Origin of the sequence: Chryseobacterium sp. JM1, from assembly GCF_000737715.1 — a bacterium.
Classification (GTDB): domain Bacteria; phylum Bacteroidota; class Bacteroidia; order Flavobacteriales; family Weeksellaceae; genus Chryseobacterium.
Map to the genome: position 1 here is coordinate 1 of NZ_JPRN01000015.1, position 15837 is coordinate 15837.

A 15837-nucleotide genomic window follows, 5' to 3' on the forward strand; every position below is an offset into this window, starting at 1 on the left:
TTAATCCCGTATTTCTATTTGAGTTTTAAATGAATAAAGCATTTAATTCTTTATCAGCCCATGAATCTTATTCGGAGGCACTCTTAGTTTAATTAAATGCTTTCTCTTTCTCTAAAATTAATAACTTTTATCCTCTGCTAATCTAAAGGAGGGACTCGAAGCCACCATACCACTTCAGCAAAGACCGTTTTTAACTCTTCCTCTTATACTTTACTTTCTGCTTAATAATCTCAATTACATCCACATTTTTCACCTTAGACTGCACCCATCCATGGATGTCAATATAGAACAGTGATCTCCTGTAGTATTCATTTTTAGAGAATCCGTCAAGCACTTCATCAAAAGCCTCAAAAGCTTTCTGGTGCTGATCTAATACCAGGTTGTTAATGTTTTTGAAAAACTCAATGCTTTCAAAATGAAATGCTTCAGGTTTTTTCATCTTTCGGGCAAACTTCCGGGTAGAATTGATGAATTCATCATAGTCTTCATCGTTGCCTGATTCATATTTCGCCATTAAGATCAGGATTCTTGTGTGGAACAGAAGGTCTTCCTGAACGTTGCCTTTACACTCAACAACCTTCATGGAATATTCGATTGATTTTTTAAACTTTTTGCTTCCGAAAAACATGGCTGCCATTTTCAGATAAAGAATCATAAAATGGTGCTCATCAATCCTTTCCCGAAGTCTTTCCATCTTCAGCTCTATTTCAGGAATAAGTTTAGTTCCTGTAAAAAATTCACCTTTTACAAAATGAATGTTCATTAAAGTATTGTAATGGGTAAGAAAGATCAGGGACTGCAGGTTTTCATTCTGGGCAAAATTCTGGGAGTTCACCATCGCATTGAAATTCTCAAAATGCTCCTCCAGAATATCAATATTTCCGTACAGGAACAGGATTTTCAACAGATAAGTGTTTCCTTTGATATACCACACCGGATGACTGATGATCATCTCAGGTTTTTTATGAAACAGATCTACCCACTGATAGGCGTATTTCAGCGTGTATTTGTAATCCTGAAGCAACTGGTTTTTCCAGACATGGGCTTTGAAGTACCAAAGTTTTTCCGTGAAATTCAGTTTATCAAGTTTAATTTTCTGAATCTGATCATTGAACAGGTGTAATACCTTTTCCCGGTCCGTATCATTTTTTACATAGCCATAGGTCAGCATTTCACTGTATAGTTTCAGCGAAAGATTAGACAGTTCTGTCGCATAATGATTCTGTCGGCTGATTTCTGTAGACTGCTCGATCAGTTCATAGGCACGGCCTTCAATACTTCTGGTAATGAATTGTGATTCAATGACTTTTTCAAGATTGATGATCTCTGATGCAATGCTTTTTTCATCCAGCTCCAGGGCAGACTGTTTGGTTTTGTCCAGTATTTTTAAAGCCTGTTTATAAAGCCCTTTCTGGTAAAGGATATTGGCAAAATCAAGCTGTTCCCGAAGCTGTATCCTGTAGTTCTGATGACTTGGATTCATTCGTAAGCTCACGAGAATCTGTTTGTATAAATGAGCTTTCAGGTTGGAAAGCTGCTGTTTGGTAGAGATTTTTTTCTCGATGATGATCTGTTCATCATATTCCTTCATCTTATCCAGTTCCGAAAAAAGGAGCAGAAATTTAGCATCGACATTAATGCCGAGACGGTTCACGTAGAGCCTGAACTGACGTTTTTCAGAAGTGGTTAATGACTTAATCAGGACAAACAAAAAATCTTTCTGCAATTCTGCCATTGTAAATTTATAAAATGTAATAAATTGATTATTAAATAAATGCGGCTATTTGATCGGCTGTTGAATATTGTAATTTTCAGAAAAGATGAAAACGCAAAAATATTGTAAGCTGTAGTTTTGATCAAAATTAAGTAAAAAACTTCATTATGAATTCCGAAAAAATCGAAATTTTTGATACTACGCTGAGGGATGGGGAACAGGTTCCCGGATGTAAACTGAATACAAAGCAAAAGCTGATGATCGCAGAGAGGCTCGATAAGCTAGGGATTGATGTAATAGAAGCTGGTTTCCCGATTTCAAGTCCCGGAGATTTTGAATCGGTTTCAGAAATTTCAAAGCTGGTCAAAAATGCGAAGGTCTGCGGACTGACAAGAGCCAATAAAAAAGACATAGATGTAGCCGCGGAAGCATTGCGATATGCTAAAAGGCCGCGCATCCATACAGGAATCGGTACCTCAGATTCTCATATTCAGTTTAAATTCAATTCAACCCGTGAAAATATTCTGGAACGTGCTGTAGAAGCTGTAAAATATGCCAAAAGCTACGTAGAAGATGTGGAATTTTATGCTGAAGATGCCGGAAGAACAGACAATGCCTATCTGGCAAGGGTTTGTGAAGAAGTGATCAAAGCAGGAGCCACCGTTTTAAATATTCCTGATACTACAGGATATTGCCTTCCGGAAGAATATGGTCAGAAAATCAAATACCTGAAAGAAAATGTAAAAGGCATTGAAAAAGCAATTATTTCGTGCCATTGTCATAATGATCTGGGACTTGCTACCGCTAATTCCATTGCAGGAGCGGTCAACGGAGCCCGCCAGATCGAATGTACCATCAACGGATTGGGGGAAAGAGCCGGAAACACAGCTTTGGAAGAAGTGGTGATGATCTTAAAGCAGCATAAAGATTTAAACTTTCATACCGATATCAATTCAAAAATGCTGAATGAAATGAGTGTGATGGTTTCTGATTTGATGGGAATGCCGGTTCAGCCTAACAAAGCTATTGTCGGAGCCAATGCTTTTGCCCACAGTTCAGGAATTCACCAGGATGGGGTGATTAAAAACAGAGAAACGTACGAAATTATAGATCCTGCGGAAGTAGGCGTAAATGCTTCATCGATTATTCTTACCGCGAGAAGCGGTCGTTCAGCATTAGCTTACCGTTTCAAGCACATCGGTTTCGATATCACGAAAAACGAACTTGATTTCTTATATCAGGAGTTTTTAAAGGTTGCCGATATGAAAAAAGAAGTGAAAAACGACGATCTGTACATGATCATGGAAGTCTGCAGCCGTAAAATAGTATAGGGATTGATTTTAATATTGAATATGGATAATAATAGAAAGACACTTTTTGATAAAGTTTGGGATGCTCACGTTGTGGAAACGGTTCCGGACGGACCTCAAATCATTTATATAGACAAACATCTGATTCATGAGGTAACCAGTCCTCAGGCTTTTGCTGAACTTGAAGCCAGAAATCTTGAAGTTTTCAGACCTAAACAGATCGTTGCTACGGCAGATCACAATGTTCCGACTCTGAATCAGGAGCAGCCGATCCGGGATGAGTTATCAAGAAACCAGGTGGAGCAGCTTACGGAAAACTGTAAAAAGAATAATGTTGAATTATTCGGATTGGGGCATCAGTACCAGGGAATTGTACACATTATTGCCCCAGAACTGGGTATTACTCAGCCGGGAATGAGTATCGTTTGCGGAGACAGTCATACTTCTACGCATGGTGCTTTTGGCGCTATTGCTTTCGGTATCGGAACCAGTCAGGTGGCGCAGGTTTTTGCCAGTCAGTGTCTGTTACTCAATAAACCTAAATCTATGAGAATCACCGTCAATGGAAAGCTGAATGAAAATGTTCAGTCAAAAGATGTGATTCTGTATATTATTTCTAAAATCGGAACCGATGGCGGAACAGGATATTTCTGCGAATACGCCGGAAACGTTTTCGAAGAGATGTCCATGGAAGGAAGAATGACCGTCTGCAATATGAGCATTGAAATGGGAGCCAGAGGCGGAATGATCGCACCGGACGAAACCACGTTTGAATATGTAAAAGGAAGAACATTTGCGCCAAAAGGTGAGGAGTGGACTGATAAACTGGAATATTGGAAAACGCTGAAAACCGATGAAGGAGCCGTTTTTGACAAAGAATTAACCTTTGATGCCTCAGAGATATTTCCAATGATTACTTACGGAACCAACCCGGGAATGGGAATTTCAGTCCATGAAGTTATTCCGGTCCCACAGAATGAATCTGAAGAAAAAGCTCTTCAGTATATGGGACTGAAAGCCGGACAGGAGGTTTCAGGGATTAAGGTTCATCATGTATTTATCGGAAGCTGTACCAATGCGAGGATAGAAGATTTCCGTTCTGCCGCTCAGTATATTAAAGGGAAAAATAAATCAGAGAATGTAAAAGCCCTGATCGTTCCGGGTTCTCAGCAGGTCGTTAAACAGATTTATGAAGAAGGTTTGGATAAAATTTTCAATGATGCAGGATTTCAGATACGCCAGCCGGGATGTTCAGCCTGTTTAGCTATGAATGATGATAAAATTCCGGAAGGTGAATATTGTGTTTCTACCTCCAACCGGAATTTCGAAGGCAGACAGGGACAAGGAGCAAGAACGATCCTCGCCAGTCCGCTTACCGCAGCCAAAGCAGCGATAGAAGGTAGAATTTCAGCTTTTGAAAGCTTAAACTAAAAGATCAAGACGTAATGCAAAAATTAAAACATATAACATCCCGCGCGGTACCATTGCCGGCGGAAAATATAGATACAGACCAGATTATTCCTGCCAGATTCCTGAAAAGCATTGACAGAAAAGGCTTTGGAGAAAATCTTTTCAGAGACTGGAGGTTTAATATGCACACAGGAGAACCTAATCCTGATTTTGTGTTGAACAATACCAGATACAGCGGGGAAATCCTGGTTGCAGGAAATAATTTCGGTTGTGGAAGCAGCAGGGAACATGCCGCGTGGTCTTTGACGGATTATGGATTTAAAGTCATTGTATCAAGTTATTTTGCGGATATTTTTAAAGGTAACGCCTTAAACAACGGACTTCTTCCTGTAAAAGTTTCAGAAGAATTTTTAAAAGAAATTTTAAAAAATACTACAGAAAATCCTGAATCTGAAATTGATGTGGATGTAGAACAGCAAACGATCAGTTTTAATGGAAAAACAGAAACTTTTGAACTTGATTCCTATAAAAAAATATGCCTTCTCAACGGCTATGATGATATTGATTTTTTAATCAGCAAAAAACAGGCGATAAAACAGTTTGAACTAAAAACACAAAAGTATGAGCAACAGTTATTTTAAAATTGCGGTCCTTCCCGGAGACGGGATTGGGCCAGAAGTAGTCGGCGAAAGCATTAAAATACTGGATGCTGTGGCGGAAGTTTTTAAATGTAATTTTCAGTTTTCCTATGGATTAATGGGTGCTGAAGCTATTTTTAAAACGGGCGATCCGCTGCCTGATGAGACATTGAACATCTGCAGAGATTCTGATGCAGTTCTGTTCGGAGCCATCGGAGATCCGGTTTTCGACAATAATCCTGAAGCTAAAGTAAGACCTGAACAGGGTTTATTGAAACTTCGTAAAGAACTGGGACTATATGCGAACATCAGACCTTTGAAAACCTATGCATCACTGATTGACAAGAGTCCTTTAAAAAGAGATATTATTGAAGGAACGGATATTCAGATCTTCAGGGAACTCGTGAGCGGAATCTATTTCGGTGAAAAATTTACAGATCCTGATGGAAAATACGCTTATGATGTCTGTAAATACAGCACAGAAGAGATTATTCCTATCGCACACATGGCCTTTAGAGAAGCAGAAAAAAGAAATAAAAAACTGACCCTTATCGACAAAGCTAATGTTTTGGATACTTCTAGGCTTTGGAGAAAAACCTGCCAGAAAATAGCGTCTCAATATCCTGATGTGCAGCTGGATTATTTGTTTGTAGATAATGCAGCGATGCAGCTGATCCTTAATCCGAAGCAATTTGATGTGATTCTGACAGAAAATATGTTCGGAGACATTATTTCTGATGAAGCGAGCGTTATCGGTGGCTCTATCGGACTTTTACCTTCTGCGTCGATAGGTGAGGAGAATGCATTGTTTGAGCCTATTCACGGGTCTTATCCCCAGGCAAAAGGAAAAGGTATTGCCAATCCTGTAGCATCAATCTTAAGTACAGCTATGATGCTTGATTATCTTGAACTCCCGGAAGCTGCAGAAAAATTGAGAAGAGCGGTGGAGCATGCTATAGAAAACAGGTATGTGACCATAGATCTTAATTCGGAGCAGCATTATTCCACCAGTGAAGTGGGAAGTTTTATCGCAGATTATATTAAGTATTCTGAGAAATCCTATTACAATTTCGAGAATATTAAAATCGGAAAATCCACCATCGTATGATCATTTAAGTCCATATAATAATAGATTAGTAAGAAAGGTTCTGTTCATGTATTTGAGCGGAATCTTTCTGTTTCTGTCGGCTTACTTTTCTTATCTCCCGCAGATTTCTCAGGTGACACAGATTTTCATTTCAAGCTTTTTTAAACATTAAGATCAGTGAAGGATATAAGGTAAGTTAAGAAAAAATCAAATGATTTTTTAAGCCGTAAATCTTAAAGCGAAGCTAAACCTTAATATTCTTATAACCTTAATGAGCCTTAATGGTTTAAGATTCTCTTTCCATCAGATTACACAGATCATGTGTTTTTTAGCTGTCATCAGTAAAAATCTTCGATTTTTATAAAACTTAAGTGCTCTTCTCTGCAGCTTGAATTTAAACTTGAAATAAACTTAAGTGTTCAAAAAGCTTTTGTGACTTTTGTGGTTAAAAAAAATCAATAAAAAGGTTCCACTCAAATGAGCAGAACCTTTTGGTTTATTTTTTAGTATTATCCGTTTTCCCTGATTTGTTTTTAGAAGACTTCTGAACATCTTCTTTGTCAATATCAGGCGGGTTGCTTTTTTCTGAGGAAGCAGGAATATTCTGAAAATCCTGATTCTGTTTTTTCGTTTCTGCTGAATTGGCAGATTCCTTTTTTTTGTTGTCTTCTGAATTCATAGCTTAAAATTTTTAGAGTCCTAGAACACCGAGCTTGCCGGTTTCATCTTCTATGGTATAATTCAAAGCTTTTGCCAAAACGAAAATATTATTAAGATTTTCCATTAATTGTTTGCGCCCTTCGGTTCTCAATTGATTCTGATTAACGGAATTAATTGCGGTTTCCTTTGCTTTCTGGGTTACATTTTTAATATCTTTTTCAGAAATTCTGTTGATAAAAGAATCATCCATCGACTGAATCTCAACGCTTGGCGTAATTCTGATATCTGCGTCAGGAAGTGCCGTAATCACCAGTTTTTTGTTGATAGAATCCACTTCGATCTTCATTTTGTTAAGATCATAGGAAACCTGTGCATTGGTTTTGGTGTACGTGATAATGCTGTTGTTTGAAATTTCTTTTCCAAACACCTCGTAGCCCATTTTAGTTTTCTGCATGCTGGAGATGTCCTGTTCCATGACCACCATTTTGTTCATCTTGGAAATTTGGTTGGTCAGGATATAATAATCTGACTTTTCCGTCTTTTCGCTTAGATTAAAACATGATTTTAGTCCGAAAAACAGAATCAGCATCACGAGAATTCCCGCTGCGAATGATATAATTACTTTATAATTTCTCAACACTATTTGCCAAAGATTTCTTTGATTACAGAACTGTCATCTTTTTTCACAATTTCAACCAGATCTCTTTCAATATATCCGGAGGTTGGCATTTCTATGATTCTTCCAATCTCTGTACCATATTTTTCTACGATAATAGTCGGAACTTTCTGAATATTGTAACGTACTTCATCTCCGGTAGGAGACTCTTTTTTACGGTTAACAGCAATGATGGTTACCTTATTGTCAGGATATTTTAAATCTTCCAGGATCTTCATCAGCCTTGGAAAATCTCTGTGACTGTCCTCGCACCAGGTTCCCATAAAAACAACCAGTGAATAAGTATTGAATTTGGCCTTTCTCAGTTGATCTATAGCTTTCTGATCTACAGCATATTCATCATGCTCTTTCACATACCAGTCTGCATATGGCGCTTTTAGAAACTGCTCTTTGAATTGGTTTCCTAAAAGCATTTTGCCATCATTCTGAGTTTCCACTTCACGGTTCATCACCACTTTCTGGGCGCTGAACTGCTGTGAAGCCAGAAAAAGACCTGAAACGGCAACAATATTGGTAATAAATTTTTTCATATTATTTTTCGATGATTGTTTTTAAATCTGCAGGGGAGTAGTACTTATTCTTAAGAACTTTATGGTCTGCTTTTCTGTAGACATTAAATTTCTCTCCTGATTTTTCATAAAAAGATTCTACTCCTTTTTCTTTATAAAATGCTACAGTTTCCTCTGCCTGTTCTTCATTGTCGCAGGCTTTAGACATATTGGAACGCTGTACTTCGTTGAATAGCTCTACAAATTTACTGCCAAGTCCGAATTCAAGGACAGCACCGCTCAGTACATACTGAAGATCACACAGGGCATCAGCAATTTCTACGATATCATTATCAGCAATAGCCTGCTTCAGTTCATTTAATTCTTCCTGCAAAAGTTCAACTCTAAGATTGCATCTTTCCTGAGAAGGGATCTGTGGTGTATCTAAAATAGGGGCTTTAAAAGTGGTGTGGAATTCTGCAACTTGGTTCAGACTATCAATTTTATCCATGAATTTTATTATTTACAGCAAAGATAGAAAACGATTTTGGAAAATTTGTAATGGAGACTGCATATTGTGGCCATAGGTCCATGAAAAATCCACAGCGTGAAAACTGTGGATTTGTTATGAATGATCTTCTGAATTTCAAGTATCCAGGAAGAAATTTTGCCTATTGTATTCAAAATGAATTATTCCGAATCTTCATATTTCCAGACACCTGAGATGTTTAAGACCGTCAGTCCCGGTTGCTTTTCCCCATAACTGAATACTATGATGTATTTTGAATGACAGGATTCGCATTGGGTTCCGAAGTATAAAGTGGGTAAATCCATAACCGTTAATGCTCCGGAATGAATCATCCTGGCTGAAGTTTCGGTGACCATTTTGTTTTTTAATAATTCCGTTTTTGATAATACTTTGTCCTCACTGTAAATCTGAAAGATCGGAAATCCGGATTCGTAAGGCCTTATTGTAAAGGTATTGGCATGCCCGCAATCATAACACGTGAATGTCGTTACAGCAGCCGGAATGATTTCTTCATTGCTGAAAAAATTCTTGGCGATAAGAGCCTGCGGGCCAATACTTATTTTTTTTGAGATTGAATACATGTACGTTTATTTATTGCTGAATAACTGTGCCCACTAAGTTATTATATTTTCCGCTGGGACTTTTCTTAATGGTAATTTTTATATAACCTTCCTGTGCCAGTTTATTCCATGTTTTCTGATAGCCTGTGGTTATATCGATCGGGATTTTCCACATCGTCTGTTTTCCGCCTCCCGCTTGATTAAACCAAGGAATAACATCTGCTACCTGAGATTTGAAAGGGAGTAAATTATTCAGAACATCAATTTCATAATAAAAATCATACTTGTTCTCAGGCTGGTTTAATGCTCTTTGAGTGAAAGTATAAACATATCCGTTGGTGATCGGACTGGTAAAACTGCCTCCTAAAGTAGGAATTCCGTTTCCGTCATAGTTACCGACTGCACCACTGTACCTGTCAAATTTTTGTCCGGTCAGAAAAGGAACATCATCATAGATATTGTATCCGCCGTTGGCAGGAGGCCAGCCGCCATTCAGGTTATTGGCATTAAAAAGAGCTTCCAGAGCGCTCCATTGACCTTGTTTATATAAATCAAATGCCTGATTTCTGATGGTCTGACTTACGGTTCCTGCCGTATCATAGGTTAAAGCAAATTCATCTGCGTTTTTGTAAAATACGTGGGTAACGCCTCCCGGATTGATGATGACCTCATCGTTATCGGAGCTACAGGCAATCGAAAACGTAGCAATTGCCAAAAAGAAAATGTACTTAAATAAGTGTTTCATGGTAAAAGTTTTTATGGTTTTAGTTTTTTTTGAAGAAGTGTAGTATTCATCCTTCCGGTTCCTATTGGTGAGAATGAGAAAGTAGGTGAAAAGCCTACATAGAAAAAGTAAAGGTGCTGAATTTATTATACCTGTCAGAAATTACAAATGCAATCACTGAAGAAAATTCAGTTTTGAACTTCCTTTATATAGAAGCGGGTTCAAGGGTACAATTGAAGATGATTTTGAGTGATAAATTTAAAGCAAAAAATCAAATTTTAGTGGATGTTTTTAAAATAAAATATTATCACTGCGTAAAATCTGTTAATTGATTCATTTTTAACAATAAATATTTATCTGCTGAGTTGGAAGATGAAAGCTATTGTAATATCATTTTCTGTTTTTATTTATATTTTATCAATCATCATTCATGAAAAAAGACCGCTCATTGCTGAACGGCCTTTCAAAGAATATTAAAATGTAGTTAGTTTTTTATAAATCGCTTCGCAGTTTCTCCAATCTGGATCACATAAGCTCCTTTGATCAGTTGGCTTACATTCACGCTGCCTCTTTCCAGTTTTCCTGAACTGATGACTTTTCCGGACATATCGAAGATCTTATAGTCTTCAGATGTGGTATTGGAAATATTCAGGACATCTTTTACAGGATTTGGATATACTTTAATGTCTGTAAGGACTTCTTTAGTTTCCTGAACGGCTTTTGCAGCACTTGCATTGACTTTAATGTTCGCATTGTTGACATCAAAGAAAATATGATTCGAACCTTTCACCATAATTCTTCCTGTTGTAGTGGCTACATTAGGAATGGTTACCGCCTGAGATCCATCATTTGGCGTTGCTGCAAGTAGGGTAGTCCATGTGCTTCCGCTGTTTGTTGACCATAAGATATCTACATTCGCTGCATTTACGCCATTGGCTGTTGTTCCTGCCACATTCCAGCTTACTGTTTGAGAAGTTCCTCCGGTGTAAGTTACTGCTGAATTTTGAGTAGTGATATTAAATGGTCCTGCGGTTCCGTTCACTGTGATTTTTGTATCATCTGAACTGTTTCCTGCTCCTCCGGCTCTGTTGTCACGAACGGTAAATCTGAAGTTTAATGTTCTGGCTACTGATGACAAGGCTTCTACATTGATGTCGGTGCCCGCAGTGGTGGTAGAACCTGCTAAAACAGATGCCATTCTCGGGAAATATCTTACCGGAGAAGCTGTTGGCGTCCATGATCTGAAAGTAGGGCCTGCTGTTTTCGTAGCAGTTGCAGCGGAAGTGGCTCCTGTTTGGGAAGAGGTTCCTTTATCCATCTGTTCCCAGATATAAGTAAGAACATCTCCTGCATTGGCGTCAGCTCCAATTCCGGTCAGCATAAACGGTGTGCTTTTAGGAATGGTGTAATCTGCTCCTGCATTGGCTGTAGGTATTGAATTTCCTGTAGCGGTATCAGCTGAACAGGTTTTTGATTTAATATTGTTGGTAATCTGCTCAATACTCAATGCATGGAAAAAGGCATCCGAATTTGGCTGAACGTCATAGTCGGTAATTCCGGCATATCCCATAATCGTAGATCCTGAACCAGGCTCAACAGGCTGTAGTCCATCTTGTGTAGAGTAAGACCAGGTGTGATTTCCACCAAACTGATGTCCCATTTCGTGGGCAACATAATCGATGTCAAAAGTATCTCCCGATGGAACCCCATTGGCTGGGGAGGTATAACCACTGCCTTTGTAATTATTGGGATATCTTACACCAGACTGTGTTGTATAGGAAGTGTCATTACTGCATAGACAACCGATGCATCCTGCGTTTCCGCCGCCGCCATCTTTCCCGAATACGTGGCCTATATCAAAATTTGCATTTCCGATGGTAGAATTTAAAGTTTGCATCAGCTCATAGCTCCATTTCTGCTTTTGTGAGGATGCTGAATAAGGATCCGTAGATGCATTGGTGTAAATGACGTCGTCATTATTGGCAATCAAAACCATTCTTGCCGCAAAATCTTTTTCAAAAACACCATTCACACGGGTCATGGTATTGTTCATGGCTGCCAATGCATCGGCTTTAGCTCCTCCGAAATAGGTGGTGTATTCTCCTGTACACGACAATGCCAGTCTGAAAGTTCTCAGAGTAGAATCGTTGGCATTTTTAGCCGCAACAGCAGTTCCCTTTTGTGCTACATCAAGCACCGTGCATTCGAACTTGTTGAGACTTTCCTTCTTGTCTGATTTTTTGTAAACCACATACGTAGAAAGGTCTTTGGTGTAAGGTTCAATGAAAACAGCCGACTTATCACCATAAATTTCCATTGATGATAATCCTAATGGAGAGATACTGAAATAGACGGTAGAACTGGCGTCATTGATACCTTGTCCCACGTAAGACTTGATGTCCGGATATTTTGCAGCCAGCTCAGGAGCGAGGTTTGAATTTTCGGCTACCTTGAAATTTTCCATCTTCCCTTCAGAATTGGGGAAAGAAATAATAATTTCTGATTTCTGCCCTACGACCAGTCTTTTAGGAGCAGCAGACAGCGTATTCTTTAATCCATTGATGTCAAGTCTGAAGATTCTTGGATCTTCAATACCTGTTTTGTCTTCGAGTACTTCAGAAGAATTTTTGAGTGAAGCCTGAGACCATACGCGGTCTGTTTGAGCGAAAGTGATGCCTGTCATCATAAGCATCCCGATCATGAATAATTGTTGTTTCATATAAATATATTATAATTGGTAAATCTAAAATTAGTGAATAAAATTATATGAAAATCGCTCATCTACAACATTTTATACTGCCATTCATTAATTTGTGTTTTTTAATGTTGAATAATAATTCAAATTTTACATTACCGAAAAAAATACACTAAATTTGATTTAAATGGTTAAAAAAATTCAAAAAAAATACTGCCCCGAATGAGGCAGTATTGAATAAATAGGTTTGTGGTTATTAGTTTTTAATGAATCTCTTGGCATGGTCTTCAATCTGGATCATATAAGCTCCTTTGATAAGTCCGCTTACATTCACGCTGCCTTTTTCCAGTTTTCCTGAGTTGATTAGTTTTCCACCCATATCGAAGATCTTATACTCTTCAGATGCTGTGTTTGAAATATATAATACATCTTTTACAGGGTTTGGATACAGTCTGAATCCGGCAATTAAATCTTTGGTGTCAGAAAGTTCTCCTCTGCCTGAAGAAACGATATTAAGCGTGTAATCTTCAACCTGACCATAAGTATATGAACCACATGAAGATGTCGGAACGGAGCTGTACTGCATCATTACTCTCATTCTTGTAGAGCCAATGGTTGCAGTCGCAGGAATCGTAATACTTCCCGTTACCGGAGTGGTGGTAGAACCTGCTTTAGTCCATGCTAGCTCTCCGCTGTCTGTAAAGTCGCCGTCACCGTTGTAATCGATATATACTGCATAAGCCTCGCTGTAAACCGTTGAAGTCCACGTTGGAGTTACTGAGATGGTGTATGCGCTTCCTCTTGTTACATTAGTAGAAACGGATGTGAAGTTCTCATATCCTGCAGTGCCTGTTGAAGTATTGTTGATGGTTCCGAATTTCACGTTTCCGATTCTTTCGTCCGCAGTATTATTAGCAGAAGCAGAACAGTAAGTTACAGTTCCTCCTGTAAGGGTTGTTACGCTTACTGTGTTACTTGAAGGCGATACATTTCCTGCCGCATCTTTAGATTTAACAGTGAAGCTGTAAGTGGTTGCAGGGGTTAAGCTGGTTACAGTATAAGTAGTAGACGCTGTGTTACCAATCACAGATCCGTTCATATACACATCATATCCTGTAACGCCTACGTTGTCGGTAGCGCCGCTCCAGGAAAGATTAGTGGTCGTTGCTGTAGTTCCGGAAGCAGCAAGGGTAGGAGCTGTAGGAGCTACGGTATCTGTACCTGAACCTGCATTAACGGTAATATTGGCATTGTTCACATCAAAGAAGATGTGATTGGAGCCTTTTACCATAATTCTTCCTGTCGTAGTAGATGAATTTGGAATCGTTACCGCCTGAGATCCGTCATTAGGAGTTCCGGCAAGAAGGGTAGTCCATGTATTTCCGCTGTCGGTAGACCAAAGAATGTCTACATTCGCAGCATTCACATTATTAGCTGTTGTTCCTGCTACGTTCCATGTAACGGTCTGGGAACTTCCACCCGCATAAGATATGGCTGAGTTTTGGGAAGATACACTGAATGGTCCCGCAGTTGCGTTTACAGTAACCAGTGCATCGTCTGAATTGTTTCCTGAACCTCCTGCTCGGTTGTCACGAACAGTAAATCTGAAGTTTAATGATCTGGCTACATTGGACAATGCTTCCACTGCGATCTCTGTGCCGGCAGTAGTAGTACCTCCTGTTAAGATAGATGACATTCTAGGGAAATATCGTACCGGGGAAGTTGTTGGAGTCCATGATCTGAAAGTAGGACCTGATGCTTTCGTAGCACTTGCGGCAGAGCTCGCTCCGGTTTGTGACGATGAAGCATTATCCATCTGTTCCCAGATATAGGTTAATGAATCCCCATTAGCGTCAGTTCCTGTTCCTGTCAGCATAAATGGCGTTCCTTTTGGAATCGTATAATCAAGACCTGCATTGGCTGTAGGAATGGCATTTCCTGTAGAAGTGCTTACCGGACAGGTTTTAGCTTTAATATTATTGGTAATCTGTTGAATACTTACTGCATGGAAGAACGCGTCCGAATGAGGCTGAACATCCTGGCCGGTAATTCCCGCATATCCCATGATAGTAGATCCTGAGCCCGGTTCCATATTGACACCGGTACCTTCATTACCGTGAGAGAAAGTATGATTTCCTCCGAACTGATGTCCCATTTCGTGGGCAACATAGTCAATATCGAAATTGTCTCCTGAAGGAATAGCATCTGCCGGAGAAGTATATCCGCTCCCTTTAGAACCGTTGGTACAGATACATCCGATGCAGCCAGCGTTTCCGCCACCTCCGGAAGCTCCGAATAAATGTCCGATATCATAGTTGGCTTCACCGATCACTGAAGTCAGGGTGCTTTGAAGCTGCGAATTCCAGCTGCTCATTCCTGAAGAGGCAGAGTAAGGGTCTGTGGAAGCGTTGGTATAGATTACAGTGTCGTTATTGGCGATCAGGACCATTCTTGCGGCAAAATCTTTTTCAAACACACCGTTTACACGCGTCATGGTGTTGTTGATGGCTGCCAGCGCATTGGCTTTAGTCCCTCCGAAATATACAGTGTATTCTCCGGTAGTGGAAAGCGCCAGTCTGAATGTTCTAAGTTTGGCATCGTCTGCGTTGGGTCTTGCAGCGATATTGGTGTTGGATACTCCTTTTTGAGCCACATCAATAACGGTACATTCGAATTTGTTGAGGTTGTCTTTTTTGTCTGATTTTCTGTATACTACATAAGACGAAAGATCTTTAGCATACGGTTCAATGAAAACAGCAGATTTATCACCGTAAATCTCCATAGAAGAAAGTCCGAGTGAAGAAATACTGAAATAAACTGTTGAATTGGGATCGTTAAGGCCTTCGCCTACATAAGATTTGATATCCGGATATTTCGCGGCAAGCTGAGGGTCGAAGTTTGAATTTTCCCTTACTTTAAAGTTTTCCATCTTCCCTTCAGAATTAGGGAAAGAAATGATGGTTTCTGATTTTTCTCCCGCAGCTAATCTTTTGGGAGCCTTGGCAAGTGCATTCTTTAATCCGTCAAAATCTAAGCTGTAAATCTTCGGATTATTGATTTGGGTTTTGTTTTCAAAAATGTCTGAAGGTGCTTTTTTTGAACCTTCGCTCCAGAGACGGTCAGTCTGCGCGAAAGAAATGCCCGTAATGAGAAGCATTCCAATCATGGATAATTGTTTTTTCATATTAATTATTTGTTTTGGTTGTGGAATATCAAAGCTAATAATTTTTATGTTACGAAAAACAAAATTATTTAAGAAAAATTTAGAGTATTCATTTAATATATTATGCAATACATTGAATATTATTGAAAACACATTATCTCATAAAAAGAAAATAGCATACGC

Annotated in this window: 13 protein-coding genes; 4 read left to right on the forward strand and 9 right to left on the reverse strand. The window is 39.1% G+C overall.

Going from position 1 to position 15837, the window contains the following annotated elements:
• Positions 1-190 precede the first annotated feature (190 nt).
• A complete protein-coding gene (locus tag IW22_RS19710; protein WP_034730146.1) occupies positions 191-1735 on the reverse strand; it encodes a hypothetical protein in 1545 nt (514 codons plus the stop codon).
• A 146-nt stretch (positions 1736-1881) separates the two neighbouring features.
• Between IW22_RS19710 and IW22_RS19715 the strand changes: the two genes are divergently transcribed.
• Genes IW22_RS19715 through leuB form a run of 4 tightly spaced genes read left to right on the forward strand, consistent with a single transcriptional unit; the run spans position 1882 to position 6180 of the window.
• Complete coding sequence (locus IW22_RS19715; RefSeq protein WP_081873989.1) at positions 1882-3045, forward strand: 2-isopropylmalate synthase; 1164 nt, start codon at positions 1882-1884, stop codon at positions 3043-3045.
• A 21-nt stretch (positions 3046-3066) separates the two neighbouring features.
• A complete protein-coding gene (gene leuC / locus IW22_RS19720; protein ID WP_034730149.1) occupies positions 3067-4455 on the forward strand; it encodes a 3-isopropylmalate dehydratase large subunit in 1389 nt (462 codons plus the stop codon).
• A 14-nt stretch (positions 4456-4469) separates the two neighbouring features.
• Entirely contained in the window at positions 4470-5075 is a 606-nt protein-coding gene (gene leuD, locus IW22_RS19725; protein WP_034730152.1) for a 3-isopropylmalate dehydratase small subunit, read from the forward strand.
• Positions 5056-6180 (forward strand): 3-isopropylmalate dehydrogenase, encoded by a 1125-nt coding sequence (gene leuB, locus IW22_RS19730; protein WP_034730155.1) that lies wholly within the window; start codon positions 5056-5058, stop codon positions 6178-6180. The genes leuD and leuB overlap by 20 nt, the downstream gene beginning before the upstream one ends.
• 475 nt (positions 6181-6655) lie before the next feature.
• Here leuB and IW22_RS19735 read toward each other — a convergent pair whose 3' ends face one another.
• The 8 genes from IW22_RS19735 to IW22_RS19770 form a co-directional block, all read right to left on the reverse strand.
• A complete protein-coding gene (locus tag IW22_RS19735; protein WP_034730159.1) occupies positions 6656-6838 on the reverse strand; it encodes a hypothetical protein in 183 nt (60 codons plus the stop codon).
• Positions 6839-6850: 12 nt separating this feature from the next.
• Complete coding sequence (locus IW22_RS19740) at positions 6851-7456, reverse strand: DUF4230 domain-containing protein (RefSeq protein WP_034730162.1); 606 nt, start codon at positions 7454-7456, stop codon at positions 6851-6853.
• 2 nt (positions 7457-7458) lie between these two features.
• Positions 7459-8025 carry a TlpA family protein disulfide reductase gene (locus tag IW22_RS19745; protein ID WP_034730165.1) on the reverse strand — a complete coding sequence of 189 codons (567 nt, stop codon included), beginning with the start codon at positions 8023-8025 and terminating at the stop codon, positions 7459-7461.
• A gap of 1 nt (position 8026) precedes the next feature.
• On the reverse strand, positions 8027-8494 hold the full coding sequence (locus IW22_RS19750) for a nucleoside triphosphate pyrophosphohydrolase family protein (RefSeq protein WP_034730168.1): 468 nt from the start codon (positions 8492-8494) through the stop codon (positions 8027-8029).
• 179 nt (positions 8495-8673) lie between these two features.
• On the reverse strand, positions 8674-9093 hold the full coding sequence (locus IW22_RS19755) for a hypothetical protein (protein WP_034730170.1): 420 nt from the start codon (positions 9091-9093) through the stop codon (positions 8674-8676).
• A gap of 10 nt (positions 9094-9103) precedes the next feature.
• Positions 9104-9817 carry a glycohydrolase toxin TNT-related protein gene (locus IW22_RS19760; protein WP_034730172.1) on the reverse strand — a complete coding sequence of 238 codons (714 nt, stop codon included), beginning with the start codon at positions 9815-9817 and terminating at the stop codon, positions 9104-9106.
• Between the two features lie 463 nt (positions 9818-10280).
• Complete coding sequence (locus tag IW22_RS19765) at positions 10281-12515, reverse strand: reprolysin-like metallopeptidase (RefSeq protein ID WP_034730176.1); 2235 nt, start codon at positions 12513-12515, stop codon at positions 10281-10283.
• A 232-nt stretch (positions 12516-12747) separates the two neighbouring features.
• Positions 12748-15675 carry a reprolysin-like metallopeptidase gene (locus IW22_RS19770; RefSeq protein WP_034730179.1) on the reverse strand — a complete coding sequence of 976 codons (2928 nt, stop codon included), beginning with the start codon at positions 15673-15675 and terminating at the stop codon, positions 12748-12750.
• Positions 15676-15837 lie beyond the last annotated feature (162 nt).

Excerpts from the sequence above, each read along its gene's own strand:
- IW22_RS19760 (WP_034730172.1), bottom strand. The coding sequence starts at position 9,817 with ATGAAACACTTATTTAAGTACATTTTCTTTTTGGCAATTGCTACGTTT.
- leuD (WP_034730152.1), top strand. The coding sequence starts at position 4,470 with ATGCAAAAATTAAAACATATAACATCCCGCGCGGTACCATTGCCGGCG.
- IW22_RS19750 (WP_034730168.1), bottom strand. The coding sequence starts at position 8,494 with ATGGATAAAATTGATAGTCTGAACCAAGTTGCAGAATTCCACACCACT.
- leuC (WP_034730149.1), top strand. The coding sequence starts at position 3,067 with ATGGATAATAATAGAAAGACACTTTTTGATAAAGTTTGGGATGCTCAC.
- IW22_RS19745 (WP_034730165.1), bottom strand. The coding sequence starts at position 8,025 with ATGAAAAAATTTATTACCAATATTGTTGCCGTTTCAGGTCTTTTTCTG.
- IW22_RS19770 (WP_034730179.1), bottom strand. The coding sequence starts at position 15,675 with ATGAAAAAACAATTATCCATGATTGGAATGCTTCTCATTACGGGCATT.
- IW22_RS19715 (WP_081873989.1), top strand. The coding sequence starts at position 1,882 with ATGAATTCCGAAAAAATCGAAATTTTTGATACTACGCTGAGGGATGGG.
- IW22_RS19765 (WP_034730176.1), bottom strand. The coding sequence starts at position 12,515 with ATGAAACAACAATTATTCATGATCGGGATGCTTATGATGACAGGCATC.
- leuB (WP_034730155.1), top strand. The coding sequence starts at position 5,056 with ATGAGCAACAGTTATTTTAAAATTGCGGTCCTTCCCGGAGACGGGATT.
- IW22_RS19710 (WP_034730146.1), bottom strand. The coding sequence starts at position 1,735 with ATGGCAGAATTGCAGAAAGATTTTTTGTTTGTCCTGATTAAGTCATTA.
- IW22_RS19735 (WP_034730159.1), bottom strand. The coding sequence starts at position 6,838 with ATGAATTCAGAAGACAACAAAAAAAAGGAATCTGCCAATTCAGCAGAA.
- IW22_RS19755 (WP_034730170.1), bottom strand. The coding sequence starts at position 9,093 with ATGTATTCAATCTCAAAAAAAATAAGTATTGGCCCGCAGGCTCTTATC.